The 19,610-nt window shown below is 30.7% G+C and carries 22 protein-coding genes; 14 read left to right on the forward strand and 8 right to left on the reverse strand.

Annotated features, from left to right (window positions below; all coding sequences use genetic code 11):
* Positions 1-39 precede the first annotated feature (39 nt).
* Positions 40-855, reverse strand: a complete 816-nt coding sequence (pyrF, locus tag D6200_RS14520; protein ID WP_073181593.1) for an orotidine-5'-phosphate decarboxylase — start codon at positions 853-855, stop codon at positions 40-42.
* Between the two features lie 63 nt (positions 856-918).
* Here pyrF and D6200_RS14525 point away from each other — a divergent pair, with 63 nt between their 5' ends.
* The 8 genes from D6200_RS14525 (at position 919) to D6200_RS14560 (ending at position 5,895) form a co-directional block, all read left to right on the forward strand.
* Positions 919-1,995 carry an ABC transporter permease gene (locus D6200_RS14525; protein WP_073181590.1) on the forward strand — a complete coding sequence of 359 codons (1,077 nt, stop codon included), beginning with the start codon at positions 919-921 and terminating at the stop codon, positions 1,993-1,995.
* Positions 1,996-2,469: a TlpA family protein disulfide reductase gene (locus tag D6200_RS14530; protein ID WP_073181588.1), complete on the forward strand. Its 474-nt coding sequence runs from the start codon at positions 1,996-1,998 to the stop codon at positions 2,467-2,469.
* Positions 2,470-2,528: 59 nt separating this feature from the next.
* On the forward strand, positions 2,529-3,287 hold the full coding sequence (gene tpiA, locus D6200_RS14535; RefSeq protein ID WP_073181586.1) for a triose-phosphate isomerase: 759 nt from the start codon (positions 2,529-2,531) through the stop codon (positions 3,285-3,287).
* Positions 3,287-4,120 carry a 50S ribosomal protein L11 methyltransferase gene (gene prmA / locus D6200_RS14540; protein ID WP_073181584.1) on the forward strand — a complete coding sequence of 278 codons (834 nt, stop codon included), beginning with the start codon at positions 3,287-3,289 and terminating at the stop codon, positions 4,118-4,120. Before tpiA ends, prmA begins: the two co-directional genes overlap by 1 nt.
* 5 nt (positions 4,121-4,125) lie before the next feature.
* On the forward strand, positions 4,126-4,401 hold the full coding sequence (locus tag D6200_RS14545) for an ATP-dependent Clp protease adaptor ClpS (protein WP_047788437.1): 276 nt from the start codon (positions 4,126-4,128) through the stop codon (positions 4,399-4,401).
* 2 nt (positions 4,402-4,403) lie between these two features.
* The gene (locus tag D6200_RS14550) at positions 4,404-4,676 is read left to right on the forward strand and encodes a hypothetical protein (protein WP_047788436.1); all 273 of its coding nucleotides are present in this window, start codon (positions 4,404-4,406) and stop codon (positions 4,674-4,676) included.
* 461 nt (positions 4,677-5,137) lie between these two features.
* The gene (locus tag D6200_RS14555; protein ID WP_125064436.1) at positions 5,138-5,467 is read left to right on the forward strand and encodes a hypothetical protein; all 330 of its coding nucleotides are present in this window, start codon (positions 5,138-5,140) and stop codon (positions 5,465-5,467) included.
* A 2-nt stretch (positions 5,468-5,469) separates the two neighbouring features.
* Positions 5,470-5,895 (forward strand): tellurite resistance TerB family protein, encoded by a 426-nt coding sequence (locus D6200_RS14560; protein WP_047788434.1) that lies wholly within the window; start codon positions 5,470-5,472, stop codon positions 5,893-5,895.
* A gap of 39 nt (positions 5,896-5,934) precedes the next feature.
* Here the strand turns inward: D6200_RS14560 and D6200_RS14565 are convergent, their stop codons facing one another.
* The 7 genes from D6200_RS14565 to D6200_RS14595 all read right to left on the reverse strand — a co-directional run bounded on the left by D6200_RS14565 (position 5,935) and on the right by D6200_RS14595 (position 11,609).
* Positions 5,935-6,195: a hypothetical protein gene (locus D6200_RS14565; RefSeq protein ID WP_047788433.1), complete on the reverse strand. Its 261-nt coding sequence runs from the start codon at positions 6,193-6,195 to the stop codon at positions 5,935-5,937.
* A 21-nt stretch (positions 6,196-6,216) separates the two neighbouring features.
* The gene (locus D6200_RS14570; RefSeq protein WP_047788432.1) at positions 6,217-6,498 is read right to left on the reverse strand and encodes a hypothetical protein; all 282 of its coding nucleotides are present in this window, start codon (positions 6,496-6,498) and stop codon (positions 6,217-6,219) included.
* 4 nt (positions 6,499-6,502) lie between these two features.
* Positions 6,503-7,471, reverse strand: coding sequence for a deoxyhypusine synthase family protein (locus D6200_RS14575; protein WP_047788431.1), 969 nt, complete (start codon positions 7,469-7,471; stop codon positions 6,503-6,505).
* Between the two features lie 74 nt (positions 7,472-7,545).
* On the reverse strand, positions 7,546-8,325 hold the full coding sequence (locus D6200_RS14580) for an RMD1 family protein (RefSeq protein WP_083574760.1): 780 nt from the start codon (positions 8,323-8,325) through the stop codon (positions 7,546-7,548).
* A 1-nt stretch (position 8,326) separates the two neighbouring features.
* The gene (gene speB / locus D6200_RS14585) at positions 8,327-9,265 is read right to left on the reverse strand and encodes an agmatinase (protein WP_073181580.1); all 939 of its coding nucleotides are present in this window, start codon (positions 9,263-9,265) and stop codon (positions 8,327-8,329) included.
* Between the two features lie 13 nt (positions 9,266-9,278).
* Positions 9,279-10,670, reverse strand: a complete 1,392-nt coding sequence (locus tag D6200_RS14590; RefSeq protein WP_073181578.1) for a type III PLP-dependent enzyme domain-containing protein — start codon at positions 10,668-10,670, stop codon at positions 9,279-9,281.
* Positions 10,671-11,081: 411 nt separating this feature from the next.
* Positions 11,082-11,609, reverse strand: a complete 528-nt coding sequence (locus D6200_RS14595; protein WP_047788428.1) for a mechanosensitive ion channel domain-containing protein — start codon at positions 11,607-11,609, stop codon at positions 11,082-11,084.
* Between the two features lie 94 nt (positions 11,610-11,703).
* Between D6200_RS14595 and D6200_RS14600 the strand changes: the two genes are divergently transcribed.
* The 6 genes from D6200_RS14600 (at position 11,704) to D6200_RS14625 (ending at position 19,609) form a co-directional block, all read left to right on the forward strand.
* Complete coding sequence (locus tag D6200_RS14600; RefSeq protein ID WP_073181576.1) at positions 11,704-12,537, forward strand: universal stress protein; 834 nt, start codon at positions 11,704-11,706, stop codon at positions 12,535-12,537.
* 2 nt (positions 12,538-12,539) lie between these two features.
* The gene (locus tag D6200_RS14605) at positions 12,540-12,917 is read left to right on the forward strand and encodes a hypothetical protein (protein WP_047788426.1); all 378 of its coding nucleotides are present in this window, start codon (positions 12,540-12,542) and stop codon (positions 12,915-12,917) included.
* A 9-nt stretch (positions 12,918-12,926) separates the two neighbouring features.
* Positions 12,927-13,991, forward strand: coding sequence for a magnesium/cobalt transporter CorA (gene corA, locus D6200_RS14610; RefSeq protein WP_073181574.1), 1,065 nt, complete (start codon positions 12,927-12,929; stop codon positions 13,989-13,991).
* A 50-nt stretch (positions 13,992-14,041) separates the two neighbouring features.
* Complete coding sequence (locus D6200_RS14615) at positions 14,042-14,461, forward strand: HYC_CC_PP family protein (RefSeq protein WP_073181572.1); 420 nt, start codon at positions 14,042-14,044, stop codon at positions 14,459-14,461.
* Between the two features lie 104 nt (positions 14,462-14,565).
* Positions 14,566-18,384, forward strand: coding sequence for an efflux RND transporter permease subunit (locus tag D6200_RS14620; protein WP_073182661.1), 3,819 nt, complete (start codon positions 14,566-14,568; stop codon positions 18,382-18,384).
* Positions 18,374-19,609 carry a TolC family protein gene (locus D6200_RS14625; protein ID WP_073181570.1) on the forward strand — a complete coding sequence of 412 codons (1,236 nt, stop codon included), beginning with the start codon at positions 18,374-18,376 and terminating at the stop codon, positions 19,607-19,609. Before D6200_RS14620 ends, D6200_RS14625 begins: the two co-directional genes overlap by 11 nt.
* Position 19,610: the final 1 nt, after the last annotated feature.

A 19,610-nucleotide genomic window follows, 5' to 3' on the forward strand; every position in this document is an offset into this window, starting at 1 on the left:
TTAATTTTAAGCCAAGGAGTCATTAACCTTGGCTTTCTTTTATTTTAAAATATTTTCCATTTGTTGTTGTAACTCTTTAGCTTTAGCAGCAGCAGCCTCAGCAAAATCACTCTCGTTAGAAGCATAAATAATTCCACGAGAAGAATTAATTAATAAGCCTACAGTGTTCTTAGTCATCCCGTATTTACAAACTTCTTCTAAACTACCTCCTTGGGCACCAACCCCAGGAACTAATAAAAAGCTTTCAGGAATAATTTTTCTGATATCAGTTAAATATTCAGCCTTCGTAGCGCCAACTACGTACATTAAATTCTGTGAGTTTTTCCAAGATTTAGAAGTTTCAATTACTTGTTTGTATAACTCTTTACCATCAACAGTTTTTGTTTGGAAGTCAAAAGCGCCTTGGTTAGAAGTTAAAGCCAACATAATGGTATGTTTATCTTCAAAAGCTAAAAAAGGTTCAACAGAATCTTTTCCCATGTATGGAGCAACCGTTACCGAGTCAAAAGCTAAGTCTTCAAAAAAAGCTTTTGCATACATGGTACTAGTATTACCAATATCACCACGCTTAGCATCAGCAATGGTAAAAATTTCAGGATGTTTTTCGTTTAAGTAATTAATCGTTCTTTCAAGAGATTTCCAGCCTTTAATTCCATAAGCTTCATAAAAAGCAGTATTAGGCTTGTAAGCTACACAAAGATGATGCGTAGCATCAATAATAGCTTTATTAAAGGCAAAAATAGGATCTTCCTCTTGAAGTAAATGTGCTGGAATTTTGTTTAAATCAACATCTAATCCAATACATAAAAATGATTTCTTTTTTTGAATTTCAGATACAAGTTGTTGTGTTGTCATGTGTTGTTGTAAAAGTTAGGCAAAAGTACATAAATTTAGCAGTTTCTGTTATCTTTGTTATATATGTTTCAATATATCGTTAACAAAATTTTTTACGGATTCTTAACACTGTTTGGTGTAGTTACTGTGATTTTTTTACTGTTTAACATTTTACCTGGAGATCCAGCTCGTATGATGTTAGATCAGAGAGAAGACACCGAACAACTACAAAATATTCGAAAAAAATACGGATTTGATAAACCTGTATTCACACAGTATTTGTATTATTTGAATGATGTTTCTCCGTTGTCGTTTCACAGTAATAATAAAGAGAATTATACTTTCTTATCTGAAGAGAAATACAATGCGCAACCCTTGTTTTCTGTTGGGAATACAGAGGTGGTTGTAAAAACGCCGTATTTACGTCAATCATTTCAAAAAAATGGAAAAAATGTTTCCGAAGTAATTAAAGAAACGTTACCCAATACAGCAATTCTAGCGGTGGTAGCCATAACCATTGCTTTAATTTTAGGAATTATTTTAGGAGTCTTTTCAGCCTTATTTAAAGATACATTTTTTGATAGAATCATAGCAGTCATTAGTACTTTAGGAATGAGTGTTCCTTCTTTCTTTTCGGCAATTTTATTTGCTTGGTTATTCGGTTTTGTATTACACAAGTACACAAGTTTAGAAATGACTGGAAGTTTGTACGAAGTAGATGATTTTGGTGAAAGAATGCATATTCAATGGAAAAATTTAATACTACCAGCAATAGTGTTAGGTATTCGCCCGTTAGCAGTAGTAATTCAGTTAATGCGAAACTCGTTGTTAGAAACGCTGAGTCAAGATTACATACGAACTGCAAAATCAAAAGGGGTAACGATGTATCAAGTAATAAAAAAGCACGCCTTAAAAAACTCATTAAACCCAGTAATAACAGCAATTTCTGGATGGTTTGCATCTATGTTAGCAGGTGCGGTTTTTGTAGAGTATATTTTTAACTGGAACGGATTAGGAAAAGAAATAGTAAACTCGCTAAATACTCTTGATTTACCCGTAATTATGGGAGCTGTTTTAGTAGTGGCTACGTTATTTATAATCATAAATATTATAGTAGATATTTTATATAGCTGGTTAGACCCTCGAATAAGATTACAATAAATGAGAACATTTTTTTTATTAACAATCATAGTTTTTTTATCAAGTTGCGCTGTTTTTCAGCCAAAACATTTTACTGAAACATCTTTGAATGAAGAATTACTAACTTTAGAAAGAGAGTCAATTTCATTTAAGGAAATCTTAAAGCGAAATAAAGGCAAAAAGATATTTGTACAAATATTTGCAACCTATTGTCCCTATAGTCAAAAGAGCTTTAAAGATGTGCTTTCATTTCAAAAGAAAAACTCACAATTTGAATATGTGTTTTTATCGGTAGACCATTCGTACCATGATTGGAAAAGAGGTTTAGAAAGTATTCCTGTTAAAGGACAGCACTATTACATTCAGAAGAAAGGTAAAGGTGAACTTGGAAAGTTTTTAAAACTAAAAACAATTCCACGATTTTTAATTGTTGATGAAGAAGGAAGTATTGAGATATTTAAATCGTCAAAGGTGTCGGATAAATTAATTCGTTAAAGCCTAGAAAAAATGTAATTTTGCAAACATAAAATCAATAACCAGAAAAAATAACACACGTGAGACAAAAAATAGTTGCAGGTAACTGGAAGATGAATAAAAACCTTGATGAAGCAAAAGAATTAATTGAGGGAATAAAGGAAGAAGTAAAAACTGGTTTAGAAGAAGGTACTAGAGTGATAGTTGCTCCTAGTTTTGTAAACCTAGAGTCAGCAGTAAAAAACACTGAAGAATCACTTGTAGAAGTTGCCGCACAAAACATGCATCAATCTAAAAGTGGAGCGTTCACAGGAGAGGTTTCAGCAGATATGCTAACAAATTTAGGTGTTAGCATAGTAATTTTGGGGCATTCTGAACGTAGAGAATACTTTGGTGAAACGGATGAGTTATTAGCTCAAAAGGTAGATGCTGCTTTGGTGAACGGATTAGAAGTAATTTTTTGTTTTGGAGAATTATTAGAAGATAGAAAGTCAGGAAATCATTTTGGGGTGGTTGAAAGTCAGGTTAAAAAAGCATTGTTCCACTTAAAAGAAGAAGCTTTTAAGAATATTATTTTAGCCTATGAGCCAGTTTGGGCTATTGGAACAGGAGAAACAGCTTCACCAGAGCAAGCACAAGAAATGCATGCTTTTGTAAGAGAAATTTTTGCTAAAGAGTATGGAAAAGAAATAGCAGATACCATTTCAATTTTGTATGGAGGAAGTGTAAAACCAGCCAATGCTAAAGAAATTTTTTCTAAGCCAGATGTTGATGGAGGTTTAATAGGTGGAGCGGCATTAAAAGTTGAAGATTTTGCAGCAATAATTAAATCAATTTAATGGACAATATTTATATAGAATATACTTTTGAAGTAACACCAAAAGAACCAACTACAGAAATTCTAATCGCTGAGTTAGGTGCCTTAGGGTTTGAAAGTTTTGTTGAAAATGAAAATGGAGTTATAGCATATATCCAAAAAGAAGATTGGAATAAAGATATTTTAAATGATGTTTTTGTTTTAAACTCAGAAGAGTTTTCAATTGACTATAAACACAAAGAGATAGAACAAACGAATTGGAATGAAGAATGGGAAAAGAATTTTAATCCTATTCAAGTAGACGATTTGGTTAGTATCCGAGCTCCATTTCATGAAAACCCTAACTTGAAGTACGATATCGTTATTGAGCCAAAAATGAGTTTTGGTACAGGACATCATGAAACTACATACATGATGGTACAACATTTGATTAATTTAGATGTAGCGAGTAAAAAAGTACTAGATATGGGGTGTGGTACAGGGATTTTAGCAATTTTTGCAGAAATGAAAGGAGCACAACCTATTGATGCTATAGATATTGACGTTTGGTGTTATGAGAATTCATTAGAGAATGTAGAAAGAAATAACTGTAAACATATTTCGGTTTATGAAGGAGATGCATCTTTATTAAAAGGGAAAAAATATGATGTTATTATAGCGAATATCAACCGAAATATTTTGTTAAATGATATGGAAACCTACACGAGTTGCTTAACTGAAAAAGGAGTTTTATTATTAAGTGGATTTTATAGTGAAGATATTCCAGTGATTGATAATGAGGTTTCTAAGTACAGTTTAACATTAAAAGATACCATAAAAAGAAATAATTGGGTAGCTTTGCAGTATCAAAAATAAAACAAATGAGTACGATAGAAAAAATTCAAGAAGAGCTTGATGTTTTATTAAATGAAACAAGAAAGCATGAAATTGTTTTGCATAACGATGATGTAAATACTTTTGATTTTGTAATTGATAGCCTTGTAACTGTATGTGATCATACATTAGAGCAGGCAGAACAATGTACTATCTTAGTACATTATAAAGGTAAGTGTTCGGTTAAAACAGGAGAGTATAAAGATTTAGAACCAAGATGCTCTAAATTATTAGAATTAGGTTTATCAGCAGAGATAATATAAGAATGGAGAACATTTTTAGGTATTACGAATTTTCAGGTTTTTTAAAAGATAACTCAGGAACGTTTCAAGAAAACGAAATAAGTTTTTCGGAACTGAACAAAGAACATTTTTTAATTTTTGAAAAAAAAGATTCACAATATAACTTGTACGTATCAAAATACAGCTCAAAAAAGAGTATAGGGAAGGAGCCACCAGAAATACTGGAGCTATTGATAGAAAATTACGATAAGTCTATACCAGAGCACAGAATAGTACTTAGAAAATATTTATATTAAAAACTCAAAATTTATTTTGAGTTTTTTTTATGTTTTTAGGTGACCAAATTAAAAATATAGTGTCATAATAATGTAAGCAAAATAAAAGAATATAATTTTTTAAAAGATATTACCTCTTAAATGCATAACTTCTCTTTTTTGCCTAAAGCTTGTAAAGGGAAGTTATTTAATTTTTAAAAATAGTAGTAGTTAGTTTTTATACTAAGTTTGGTTAGACGAAGAGGCCTTAAACTATAAGTTTAAGGTCTTTTTATTATTGTTTTTTTAACTAAAAAAAAATAAAGATAAAGTAAAAAAGAATGAAAAATAATGTATCTTTATATAGATAAATAAACGCTTATGTAATATCATTTTCTTTAACACCACGAGCAAAGCTAAAGAGTAGCTTTTGCTAAAAGAAGCTTGGACTTGTTGTGGTTAATATCCAAGGAAAAAGTTTAATAACTATAATTTTAAAGAAAATGAAAAACATTATAATAAAAACAGTTTTTATTTTATTTGTGGGAGCAAGTTTATCTTTTACTACAAAACAATATAAATTTACAAACCCTATTAAAACTTTAGCAACTTTTCAAGGCTATGATGAATATGGTTTTACTTTTTCGTTTATAAACGAAGAAGGAGATGAAGATGTAGTAACTTTTGAAACTATATCAGATAAAATATTAAAAATGTATAATTTAAAAGATAATAAGTTTTTAGAGGAAGAATTTGAAATCATATATGAGTATAAAAAATCAGATGATGATATTGAAGAACCTATATTACAATCAATAAAAAAAGTAAAATAATTATGAGTATTGTAGATTTATATGAATCAAGCAAACATAGAAATAATGTAGCGCATTTTAATGCTATTTTTAATTTAGCCATTGTTGATGGAGATTTAAATGAAGATGAAGAAAAATTAATAAATCGTTTTGCTAGGAAACTAGATATAACAGAAGATGAGTATAATGAAATAATAAAAAACTCACAAAAACACCCTGTAATGCCCCAAGCAAAAACTGATGATAGGTTAGAACGTTTGTTAGATTTATTTAAAATAATTTACTCAGACCATCAAATTGATGAAGCAGAATTAAAATTAATTTTACGATATGCTATTCAACTCGGTTTTTCACAAGAAAAAGCAGAAGAAATTATTTCTAAAACTATAAAAATTTTTAGTGGTAAAATTGATTTAGATCAGTATAAATTGATATTAAACATTCTATAAAAAGTAAAATCCCATTCTAAACAGAATGGGATTTGTTTTTTAAAGTAACTGTAATTTTTCTAACTTAAAAATTACAAGATCTTCATCGTCTACATCATCAAAAATTTCTTTGTACGTAATTTCAAAACTTTTGTTTTTATAATTAGATGATTTCAAGTCTAAATGTTCAAGATTCTTTTTATTGATTTGTTCAAAGTCAATAATATCTCCATTTTCTAATTCAAAAACATAATAGCCGTTTGTATATCCTTGATAAACGCCGACTAATGTAACTGTTTGTTGTGAGTTATAATAAGCCATGGTTTAAATACAGTTTACTATTTATTCATTATCAAAGTCATCAGCTATTTCAATTTCATCAAAGGTATCGTCATTTTCTTCATCGTCGGTTTCATGGTCCTCCATTGACTGTTGTAACTGAGAACTTATTTTTACTAAAAAAAGAGTATCTTCGGTATTTACTTCTACCGCTTTAATTGTTTCTCCTTTACTATTTTTAAAGGAAATAATATCTGAATGATCATATCCATCAGGATATCTTTCTACCAATAAATCTAGAATATCAGTAGTTAACTTGGCATAGTCTACAATAACTCTCTTCATAAGGTTACATTTTTAATAAATAGGCAAATATTAATGGAGCAACAATAGTTGCATCACTTTCTATAATAAACTTAGGTGTATCGATGTCTAATTTTCCCCAAGTAATCTTTTCGTTAGGAACAGCTCCTGAGTAAGAACCATAGCTAGTCGTTGAATCTGAAATTTGACAGAAATAACTCCAGAAAGGAGTGTCTTCTCTTTCTAAATCTTGATATAGCATTGGTACTACACAAATAGGGAAATCTCCAGCGATTCCACCACCAATTTGGAAAAACCCGATACCGTTTTCTGAGTTTTCAGTATACCAATCAGCTAAGAAGGTCATATATTCAATACCAGACTTCATAGTTGATGCTTTTAGCTCTCCTTTTACTACATAAGAGGCAAAAATATTTCCCATAGTACTGTCTTCCCATCCAGGAACAACAATTGGTAAGTTCTTTTCTGCTGCTGCATACATCCACGAATCTTTTAAATCGATTTCATAATATTCCTCTAAAACTCCAGATAATAATAGTTTATACATATATTCATGAGGAAGATAACGTTCGCCAGCTTCTTCTGCATCTTTCCAGATTTTAAAAATATGTTTTTGTAGGCGTCTAAAAGCTTCTTCTTCAGGAATACAAGTGTCTGTAACACGATTTAATCCTTTTAATAATAAATCCCACTCATCTTGTGGAGTTAAATCACGGTAGTTAGGAACTCTTTTATAATGAGAGTGCGCTACTAAATTCATGATGTCTTCTTCAAGGTTGGCTCCTGTACAAGAAATGATGTGTACTTTGTCTTGACGAATCATTTCTGCAAAAATTTTTCCTAATTCTGCAGTACTCATGGCTCCTGCTAGAGATACTAACATTTTAGAGCCTTGTTCTAATTGTGCTTCGTACCCTTTGGCAGCATCTACTAGTGCAGCTGCATTAAAGTGTAAAAAGTATTTTTCTATAAAATTTGTTATAGGTTTGTTCATCTTATTATTTTTTTAAGCTTATAAAACTGCTTCTTTAATGCTAGAAGTAATAACTTTATAAGCCCTTGTGTTTTTTAAATTAGCTTTTCAATAATTACCTGTACTACTTCAAAAAGAATTAGAAGAATGATGATCCATTCTAGCATGCTACTGTACTTATGTTGTAGTATATCGTTAAATAAATCTAAATTTTCTTTAATTACGTTTAAACTATTTTCTATTCCTTGATGACGTTTTAAAATATCTAATTCATCTTTTAGTTTATAATCTAAATCAGACAAGTCTTTGTTATTCCAAGCAACATCTGGTGAGTCAAAAACAAATAAATTTTCAGCAATATTATTTTTTAAATTTAAGGTTTTACCAATAAATTTTCGCATTTGAATTTTAGAAAGTTTAAAACTTCCTGTCTTTTCTAATTGCTTTGAATACACTAATGTTTTATCGTGCAAATAAGATGTTTTGTTTACATAGTTCATCAATGCTACCGATTGTGCTAGGTTAAGCATAATGATATGTGCTACATCATCATTTAATTCTTTAATTTGAATAGTTCCGAAATCAACTTCTATAGTATCAGAAAAAGTGATGTTGTATTTTTCTGAGGGCAGGTTGTTGATATTTGAATTTTCTTTATTAATTAAAAAACTAACAATTTGATTAATTAAATCATTTGTACAGTTCATAAAAACAACACTTCCATAATCTTTTATATAGATGTATGAATTGTTTGTGATTTTATATAGTAAAAAAGAATGTTCTCTTTTTACTAACTCATACGATTCAAACTGAGAGCGAATAGCACTAAGTGCTATTCGTCTTTCAAGGTGATATGCAATTGTTTGTAAGTGCATTTTAGTAATCGTCGTCGTCGTTTTTAAACTTCGCTAATTTGTTAAATGGAGAACTTTCGTCATCATCGTAATCTTCTTCATCTTCCATAGTAGAAGAAAACTTATAGCTCAACATTTTATAATATAACTTAGCCGCTAAAAAGTCTGATGATTTTTCATTTTCGTTAGGGCATAACTCCACAATATCAAAGCCAACAACGTTTCTTTCAGTAAACACTCTTTTTAAAAACTCTAGGGTTTCATAGTAAAATAATCCTCCTGGTTCCGGTGTTCCTGTACTTGGTAATAGCGACGGATCAATAGCATCTAAATCAAAAGTAATAAAAACATTACCTGTTAATTGATCAATAACTTCATCCATCCAGTATTCATTTACAGCCATATCGTGTGCAAAAAAGACTTTATCCATATTCATAGATGACTTTTCTGATATGTCCATACTGCGAATACCTACTTGTACTAAGTTAGTTGTTTGACTCGCTTCGTATACAGCGCAAGCGTGATTACAAGAACTACCTTCATATTCCTTACGTAAATCGGCATGTGCATCAATATGTAAAACAGTAAGGTTGTTAAAACATTCGTTAAAAGCACGGATTGTTCCTATAGAAATTGAATGTTCTCCACCAAAAAGTGTTACAAACTTATTTTTATTAATAAATTTTTTAGTCGTTGCATGCACAGCTTCTACCATAGCTTCTGGAGAAGAATCTTCTGTAACAGCATCCGCTAAATAAACACCTTCTTTATATACTTCACTATCAGTTTCTATATCGTATAATTCCATGTTTTCTGAAGCATCTAAAAAAGCTTCAGGACCTTTGTCAGCTCCTTTTTGCCAAGTACTAGTTCCGTCATAAGGAACAGGGATAAGTACAACCTTAGCGTTCTCTAATTTTGCGTATTGATCAGGTATTCCTGCGTAATTTCTTTTTTTCATCTTAATATTTTTACTAGTATCCTAAAATTGATAATAGTTCTTCACTCTTTTGTTGTTCTTTAAATAGTTTGGTGGTTAAATCACCGTTTTCGTTTCTATTAATTAATATATGTTTTGGAGTTGGGATTAAACAGTGTTGTAATCCTCCAAAACCACCAATAGTTTCTTGGTATGCTCCCGTATTGAAAAAGCCTACGTACAGAGGACTTTCTTTTTCATATACAGGTAGGTATATTCCGTTTACGTGTTGTTCAGAGTTGTAATAATCATCGCTGTCACAAGTTAAACCACCTAATAAAACACGTTCGTATCTATGATTCCATTTATTTAAGGGAAGCATGATAAAACGTTTATTAATGGCCCAAGAATCTGGTAAAGTAGTAATGAAAGATGAGTTAATCATATTCCATTTTTCACGATCGTTTTGTTTCTTTTGGTATAACACTTCGTAAATAGCACCTCCAGCTTCTCCAACAGTAAAACTTCCAAATTCTGTAAAAATATTAGGAACATTTACACCTGCCTCTTTACAAGCGACATTAATTTGGTTTATAATTTCGTCTACCATATACTCATAGTCGTAATCAAAAGCCAATGAGTTTTTTATAGGGAAACCTCCACCTATATTTAAACTGTCTAAGGTTGGGCAAACTTTTTTAAGCTTGATGTACACATTTAAACATTTCATTAATTCGTTCCAATAGTATGCGTTGTCTCTAATACCTGTGTTGATAAAGAAGTGTAACATCTTTAATTCAACTTGAGGGTTATTAGCGATTTCACGCTCATAAAATGATACGATATTTTTGTATCCAATACCTAAACGGCTAGTATAAAATTCAAACTTGGGTTCTTCTTCAGAAGCTATACGAATTCCTACTTTAAATTTACTTTTAGTTTCTTCTAAAAGTAAATTTAGCTCTTCATAGTTATCTATGATTGGAATACAGTTTGTATGCCCTCCATCAATTAGACTAACAATATTAGCGATGTATTGATCGCGTTTAAAACCATTACACAACACAAAAGCATCATCACTTAGCTTTCCTTCTTTTTTTAATGACTTTACAATGTCAATATCAAAAGCAGATGATGTTTCTATGTGAATATCATTTTTTAAAGCTTCATCTAATACGTATTTAAAGTGAGAACTCTTAGTACAGTAGCTGTAATTGTAGTTTCCTTTGTAATTGTGTTTTTCAATAGCATTATGAAACCAAGCTTTAGCTTTATTTATATTTTCTGATATTTTTGGTAAATAAGTGAACTTTAAGGGCGCACCATATTGCTTGACTAATTGCATTAAGTCAATACCATGAAAAAATAAGTTGTTGTTTTCTGTGTGAAACTCCTCTTGAGGAAAATCAAACGTTTGTTCTATTAAGTCTTTATATTTAGTATTCATTATTATTTTTAGTTGTATCTGTTTTTTGAGTACAGATAGATAATTCAAAAAGCAGTTAAGGCATGCGCCAAAACTTTTTTAAATAAATTGTATAACAAGTATCATTGTTGTTGTTATAACAAACAAGATTGTTAAACTAAAATAATATGAATAGTTAGACTCTTAAAGCTAAGCAATCACCGCACTGTTTATAAAAATTCAGTGGTAGAGAGTATTCAGGAATGGAAGAATCCTTAATTTTTTCGTTGTGTTTCCAAAACACTAAATAACCCTTAATCTTCCCGTAAAAGTTATTACCGAAATAAGTAAAACGTAACATTCGACTTATATAATAAGATGCCGTAAATGTAAACTATTTTTTAATACAACAAACTTTTTTTTATTTTTTTTAAATATTTGTTGTGTAGTGTGTTAAGTGTTGTTTTGCCTTTTTATTAACTCAATTCCTTTGTAAAGAATAATAGTATTAGGGATAGTTATTTCTCTCTTTTCTTCTGGCATGTATAAAAGAACGTAAAAACCTGTAATGTTTTTTACCACACCTTGTAAATCGAAGTCTTTATCAATAATTTTTATAGTATCACCTATACGCATTGGATGATAAAAAAATAAGATGATACTAGCTGTTAGGTTTGATAAGATAGACCATTGGGCAAAGAAACCAACCCCAAGTACAGCAAGTATTGAAGATGCAAAAACAATTACTTCTTTAAAATTAATACCAAAAATAATTAAAGAAATAAAGAGAGCTAATGTGTAATATAAAAAGTAACTTAGGTTTAGTATCAGTTTTCTCCTATGAGGTTCAATAGCATTTTTTACAATGTAAGATCTAGTTAACTTTTTTGTTACATGAATTAAAAAAAATAATGAAGCTGTCAAAAGCAAGAATTGTAAAAAAGGATTGTATATAGATAACTCTAGAAAGCGATTTTTCATTATTATATTTTTATACAAATATACTTCTGGTTTTTTAAATATAATCTCAAAATAAAAAATTATATTTGATTGAAAACCATAATTATATATCGTTATGAAGAATGTTTTAATACCCTATAATTTTTCAGAAGCAGCTATTAATGCTTTAAATTACACAAAACAACTGTTTAAAGGTGTTGAGGTAACTATTTATTTATTAGATGTGTATGTAAGTCAACCATCAGAATTATTGAGCGACGAAGAAAATGAAAAATGGTTTAATGAAATGGATAATGAAATTGAAGATGAATTAAAATACCTAATTGAAGTCTTAAGAAGAGAGAATACCAGTTTTAATTATGAGTATGTTGTAGCATCAAACTCATTAACAAAAGCGGTTACTAAAACAATTGAAGAGAGGAATATTGATGTAGTAATTACGGGTACAAAAGGAGCAAAAAGTTTAGCAGAAACATTTATTGGTACAAATACCATGAAAATGATTAATGTAGTTAACAAATGTCCAATACTTGTGGTTCCTATGAATTATAAGTATAAACCATTACATCAAATTGTATTTTCAACAAACTACAAAAGGTTGTTTACAGTGAAAGAATTACAATTTTTAATTAATTTAATCACAATTAAAAAATGTATGTTAGAAGTTGTGAATCTTTCAGAGGAAAGTTTTTTATCAGAAAATCAGCAAAGGAATAAAGTGAAATTGAGAGAATTATTCCATGAATTAAATGTTGAATATAAAAAAATAGATTGGAAAGACTCTGAGACATTAACTTTAGAAAATCATATAGAAGAAACAGAAAGCGAGTTATTGGTTTTAATAAACCATAAGTATAATTTTTTTAACCGATTGTTAGAAGAAAATGTAATAAAAAAATCAGCATTCAATAGTAAAATTCCTATATTAATACTACCAGAAATAACTTAATTATGAAATTTACGGAAGAGTTTTATAAATGTATAGCTAACCTGTTCTATGCAGTTTCTATGGCCGATAAGAATATGACTGTAGAAGAAAAAAGAAGCATTGTTAAAAGAGTAGAAATAAATTGGTCTACTTCAGAAAATAAATCCGATAGCGAACTAATTTATGAGACTATAAGAGGATTAATTAAAGAAAAAATAACTTCTGAAGAAGCCTATGAAAACTTTAAGGCTTACTATTTGGCACATAAAAAAGAATTTTCAAAAAAAGTAATTCATGATCTTTTAGCGGCATCACACGAAATTTCTGATGCCTATGCTGGAAAAAATAAGTCAGAACTCATAATTTTGGCAAAGTTGCATAAACTATTAAAACTTGCTTAAAAATAAATTATGACTCGATTTATAATAAAACAAAAAAACACAAAACATGTAATTCCTGGAAGTCCAGTTTTTGTAGGCAGTCAAAAAGAAGAAAATACAAGAATACGATTAATAGGGTATGATGAAACTGAGTTTATAGAAGTTGAGTTAAAAACAATAAATGAATTAGAAAATTATATAAATAAATACAAGAGACTTTGGATTAATATAGATGGCTTACATGACGTGGATTTAATAGGAGAGGTTGGGGAGTTGTTTGACATCCATACACTTGTTTTGGAAGATGTAGTAAATACCGATCAAAGACCAAGAGTAGATATAGAGGATTATTATATTTTTACGAGCATCAAAATGATGTTTTTGAATAAAGAGAAGCATCAGTTAGAGGCAGAACAGGTTTCTATGTATTTATTGAAAAATATACTTATTACTTTTCAAGAGCGAAAGGGAGATGTTTTTGAGCCGGTAAGAGAAAGGTTGCGTAATAAAAAAGGAAGAGTTAGAAGTTATAACGTAACATATTTAAAGTATTGTTTATTAGATGTAATTGTAGATAATTATAATTTCTTAATGGAAACCTTTGGAGAAAAAGTAGAAGATTTAGAAGATAAAATCTTACTTCAACCTAATAAAAATATATTACAAGAAATTAATAAATATAAAATAGAACTTAATTACTTTAGAAAAGCAATAAGACCAGCCCGAGAAGCAATAAATAACTTTAAAGCTTTAAAAACAGAATTAATTACTAAAAAGGAACAACCTTTTTTTAATGACTTACATGATTTAGTACAACGAAGTTATGACTCAGTTGAAAATTATAAAAACATGTTAAGTGAGCAATTAACGGTATATTCAACGAATGTAAATAATCGTTTGAATGATATTATGAAAATACTAACCATATTTTCAGTAATATTTATTCCTATTACTTTTATAGCGGGTATATATGGGACAAACTTTGAGTATATACCAGAACTTAGGTACCGTAGTGGGTATTTTGTAATGTGGGGAGTTATCTTGCTTACAGTGTTGATTATGTTAGGGTATTTTAAATACAAAAAGTGGTTTTAAGGATTGTTTAAGTTTTTGAAATTTAATTTTTTGTACTTTTGTGTTGTAAAATGAAAAAAGTATTTCATAAAATAGCATCTATTGTAATAGCTTTTGTAGTGTTGTTATCTACAATGTCATTTACCGTTAATAGTCACTTTTGTGGAGACATGTTAGTGGGTACAAGCTATTTTGTAAAGGCTGAATCTTGTGGAATGGATATGAAGCAAGAAATAAAATCTGAAGACTGTTCAGTGATGAAAAAGAATTGTTGTCAAGATGTGGCTTCAGTAGTTGAAGGTCAAGATACTTTAAAGATTACATCTTTGGATCAACTATCTTTTAATCAACAAGTCTTTATAGCTTCATTTTATTATAGCTATATTAATTTATTTGAAGGAATTCACAATAAAGTAATTCCTTTTAAAGATTATACACCTCCACTGGTCATCAAGGACATTCATGTACTTGATGAAGTATATTTAATATGATTTTTAAACAATAACTAGTTATCCTTTTGAGAAACTCATTAGGATGATTTGTCGTATTCGATGTTTTTCTAACATCAATGTTTAATTGTTTAAAATCATTTTTTATGCTAAACAAAAGCATCAAATTTTTAATAGAAAATAAACTGGTAGCAGTTATATTACTCGTTTTATTTGTAGGATGGGGAACTGTAAATGCACCATTTAATTTAGATACAGGCTTTTTACCGAGCGATCCTGTAGCGGTTGATGCCATACCAGATATTGGGGAAAATCAACAAATTGTTTTCACAAAGTGGGATGGACAATCACCACAAGATATAGAAGACCAAATAACCTATCCATTAACAACATCTTTATTAGGAATCTCAGGAGTAAAAACCATTCGTAGCTCCTCTATGTTTGGGCTTTCAAGTATTTATGTCATATTTGATGAAGGAATAGATTTTTATTGGAGTCGCTCAAGAATTCTAGAAAAACTAAATTCACTACCTAGTAATTTATTGCCAGAAGGAGTAAGTCCGTCTTTAGGACCAGATGCAACAGGTTTAGGTCAAATTTTTTGGTATACACTTGAAGGAAGAGATGAGAATGGAAATGTTACAGGTGGTTGGGATTTAAATGAGTTACGTAGTGTACAAGATTACTATGTAAAATATGCACTTTCATCTGCAAATGGGGTGTCAGAAGTAAGTTCAATAGGAGGTTATGTTCAAGAATACCAAATAGACGTAAAGCCAGAATTGATGCGTCAATACAATATCAGTTTGCAGCAAGTAGTAGCTGCGGTTAAACAGAGTAATCAAGATATTGGAGCGCAAACGATAGAAATAAATCAAGCAGAATATTTGGTACGTGGTTTAGGCTATATAAAATCAATTGCTGATATTGAAAATGCAGTTGTAAAGTCGGAAAATTATACATCTATTAGAGTAAAAGATGTTGCTAATGTAAAACTAGGAGCAGCACCACGTAGAGGAATTTTAGATAAAGAAGGAGCAGAAGTTGTTGGAGGAGTTGTTGTGTCTCGTTACGGAGCTAATCCTTTAGAAGTAATTACAAATGTTAAAGCAAAAATCAAAGAGTTAAGTGCAGGTTTACCAAGTAAAAAATTAAAAGATGGTAGAATCTCTCAATTAACGATTGTTCCATTTTATGATCGTTCAGAGTTAATTCATGAAACTTTAGATACGCTGAACGAAGCACTTACACTAGAAATACTGATAACCATTTTAGTAATCGTAGTGATGGTTTTCAACTTACGAGCTTCTGTACTAATCTCAGGGTTATTACCTGTAGCAGTGTTGATGGTTTTTATAGCAATGAAAGCCTTTGGAGTAGATGCAAACATTGTAGCCTTATCAGGAATTGCTATTGCTATTGGAACCATGGTAGATGTTGGGGTTATACTCTCCGAAAATATCATAAGTCATTTAGAGAGAAGAGAAAAGAGAAAAGAGAAAAAAGAAAGTAGAGGAGCTAGTAATGTCATTCCGACAGAACAAGGTATGAGTGATGAGGAATCTCTATCTATTAACCAAATAGTTTACAATGCTACAGCAGAAGTTTCAGGAGCAATTGTAACTGCAGTGATGACAACTATTATTAGTTTTTTACCTGTATTCACAATGATTGGAGCCGAAGGTAAATTATTCCGTCCATTGGCGTTTACAAAAACCTTTGCGTTAATCGCTGCTATTATAGTTGCGTTATTTTTAATACCTCCGTTTGCAGCTATTCTATTCAGAAAAAAAGACCTGACAAAAAACTTTAAGTACATTTTAAATGGAGTTTTATCAGTTCTAGGTATCATTGCCGTTTTTTATGGATATTGGTTAGGTATCACATTAGTAGCTTTTGGAGTCGTAGGTTTTTGGAGTAATTACTTAGGCAAAACAACAATTTATGTTTCGTTTTCCAATTATAGTTTTACGTTTTCAATAAATACAATTAATATTGTCATATCAGCATTAGTAATTGTTGGTTTACTGGCAGAATATTGGAGGCCTTTAGGAGTAGACAAAAGTATCGCTACTAATCTTTTATTTGTAGCACTTATCTGTTTTGGTTTACTAGGTTTTTTTAGTCTACTTCAAAAATATTACAATCAGATATTGTGTTGGGCGTTGAATAACAAGTTGTTGTTTTTAATCATTCCGTTGACCGTGTTAACCTGTGGATTTCTTATTTTTAAAAATACAGGAAAAGAATTTATGCCTTCATTAAATGAAGGATCATTTTTATTGATGCCAACTTCTATGCCGCATTCGGGTGTAGAAGAAAATAAACGGGTATTACAACAGTTAGATATGGCGGTAGCTAATATACCAGAGATAGCCACGGTAGTTGGTAAGGCAGGAAGAACAGATTCAGCGTTAGACCCTGCACCACTGTCGATGTATGAAAACGTAATTAACTACAAGCCTGAATACGCATTAAATTCTGATGGAGAACGCCAGCGATTTAAGGTTGATGAAAATGGTGATTTTATACTGAAAGAAGGAATGTCATTGCGAGCGAAATATGGTGAAGCGTGGCAATCTATTGATGCAAAAATGGAACTTATTCCTGATGAAAACGGAGAGTTTTATCGTAACTGGCGTCCGCATATCAAATCTCCAAACGATATTTGGAATGAAATTGTAAAAGTAACCAAACTGCCAGGAGTAACATCAGCGCCAAAACTACAACCCATTGAAACTCGATTGGTAATGTTACAAACAGGAATGCGAGCACCTATGGGAATTAAAGTGAAAGGACAAGATTTAAAACAAATTGAAGCTTTTGGAGTGGAACTTGAAGGAGTTTTAAAAGAAGTTGAAGGTGTTAAAAAAGAGGCTGTTTTTGCGGATAGAATCGTAGGGAAACCTTATTTGTTAATTGATATAGATAGAGAAAAATTAGCGCGCTACGGAATTGCTATTCAAACCGTACAAGATGTGTTGAAAGTAGCGGTAGGAGGTATGCAGTTGTCGCAGACAGTAGAAGGAAGAGAACGTTACGGTATTCGTGTTCGTTATCCTAGAGAGTTACGTTCTAATCCGACTGATTTAGAAAATATCTATGTACCTGTAGCTAAAGGAACTCCAATTCCTTTAAGCGAATTAGCAACGATCCGTTATGAGCAAGGACCGCAGATGATTAAGAGCGAAGATACTTTCTTAATCGGGTATGTGTTGTTTGATAAGTTAGATGGTTTTGCTGAGGTAAATGTTGTAGAAACTGCTCAAAATGTAATTCAACAAAAAATAGATTCAGGAGAATTAGTTGTTCCGAAAGGAATATCCTATCAATTTACAGGAACTTATGAAAATCAGTTAAGAGCAGAAAAAACACTGTCGATTGTGGTGCCATTAGCATTGATGATTATCTTTTTAATACTGTATTTTCAATTTCGTTCATTAGCTACTTCGTTAATGGTATTTACTGCAATTACTATTGCTTTTGCAGGAGGGTTTATTATGATGTGGTTGTACGGGCAAGATTGGTTCTTAAATTTTAGTGTATTTGGAGAAAACTTGCGAGAGCTATTTCAAATGCATCCAATTAACTTGAGTGTTGCTGTTTGGGTAGGGTTTATTGCATTGTTCGGAATCGCAACTGATGATGGTGTAGTAATGGCAACGTACTTAAAACAAACATTTACTAAAGACAAACCTCAAACAATTGGAGCCATTCGTGCATCAGCACTACATGGAGGAAATAAACGTATTAGAGCATGTGTAATGACCACAGCAACAACCATTTTAGCTTTGTTACCAGTGTTAACTTCAACAGGAAGAGGAAGTGATATTATGATTCCGATGGCAATTCCTGCTTTTGGAGGAATGATTATAGATGTGACTTCATACTTTATAGTACCTGTATTATATAGTTGGCGTGAAGAATTTTTATTAAAACGTAAAATGAAAAGAGATGAGTTTTAAAAGGAATAATAAAAAAGCAGCTTTATTTCTAGCTACTGTGTTTTTTGCTTTTACGATGCAAGGACAAAATCTAGAGGAGTATATTAAGACTGCTTTAGAAAATAATCCAGAAGTACAACAGTTTGATACGAAGTATAAACGTATTTCTGAGAAAAAGGAAGAAGTAAATACTTTGCCTAATACCGAGTTTGGGGCAGGGTATTTTGTGAGTACACCAGAAACACGTACAGGTCCACAACGATTTAAGTTGTCTGTAAAACAAATGATTCCTTTCTTCGGAACCATAACAGCACGGGAAAACTATGTATCCTCATTAGCTGATGCAGCTTATCAAGATATTGTAATTGTAAAACGTAAGTTAGCAACATCAGTAGCGCAATTGTATTATAAACTCTATGAAATTAAAGCAAAGCAAAAAGTATTGGATGAAAATATAGAATTGCTTAAAACGTATGAAAAGTTAGCATTAACTTCAGTAGAAGTAGGTAAGGCATCAGCGGTAGATGTGTTAAGGTTACAGATAAGACAGAATGAGTTGAATCAACAAAAAGAAGTATTAGTAGAAACATTTTCAGGGATAGAAAAAGCATTTAATAGATTATTGAATCAAGAAGTTAATACATCAATTTCTGTGGTTAATAGTTTGCAAGTCCCGAAAGAAGCTGATAAAATACAACCAAGTACTTTAAAGTTACACCCAGAGTTAATCAAGTTTGATAAGTTATACACTTCCGTAGAACAATCAGAGTTCTTGAACCAAAAAGAAAAACAACCTATGATTGGTTTTGGGCTTGATTATGTAAATGTTGAGAAGCGCACGGATATGAATATGGTAGATAATGGAAAAGATATTATAATGCCAATGGTATCGTTGTCAATTCCTATTTTCAATAAGAAAAATAAATCTATAAGCAAACAAAATAAGTTACAGCAAGAGGAAATTCTATCGCAAAAAGAACAACGATATAATACGCTAGAATCTGTATTGTATAGAGCAGTTTCAGATAGAAATGCAGCGATGATAAGTCACAGAACACAACTTAAAAATTTAGAGCAAGCAAAAAATGCTGAACAAATTTTGGTAAAAAGTTACGAGACAGGTACAATCGATTTTAATGATGTGTTAGATATTCAGGAGTTACAGTTAAAGTTTCAAACGAATATGATTACGTCGGTGGTAAATTACTATACACAAAGTACTATCATTAATTACTTAATACAATAAA

Origin of the sequence: Tenacibaculum mesophilum, from assembly GCF_003867075.1 — a bacterium.
Taxonomy (GTDB): domain Bacteria; phylum Bacteroidota; class Bacteroidia; order Flavobacteriales; family Flavobacteriaceae; genus Polaribacter; species Polaribacter mesophilus.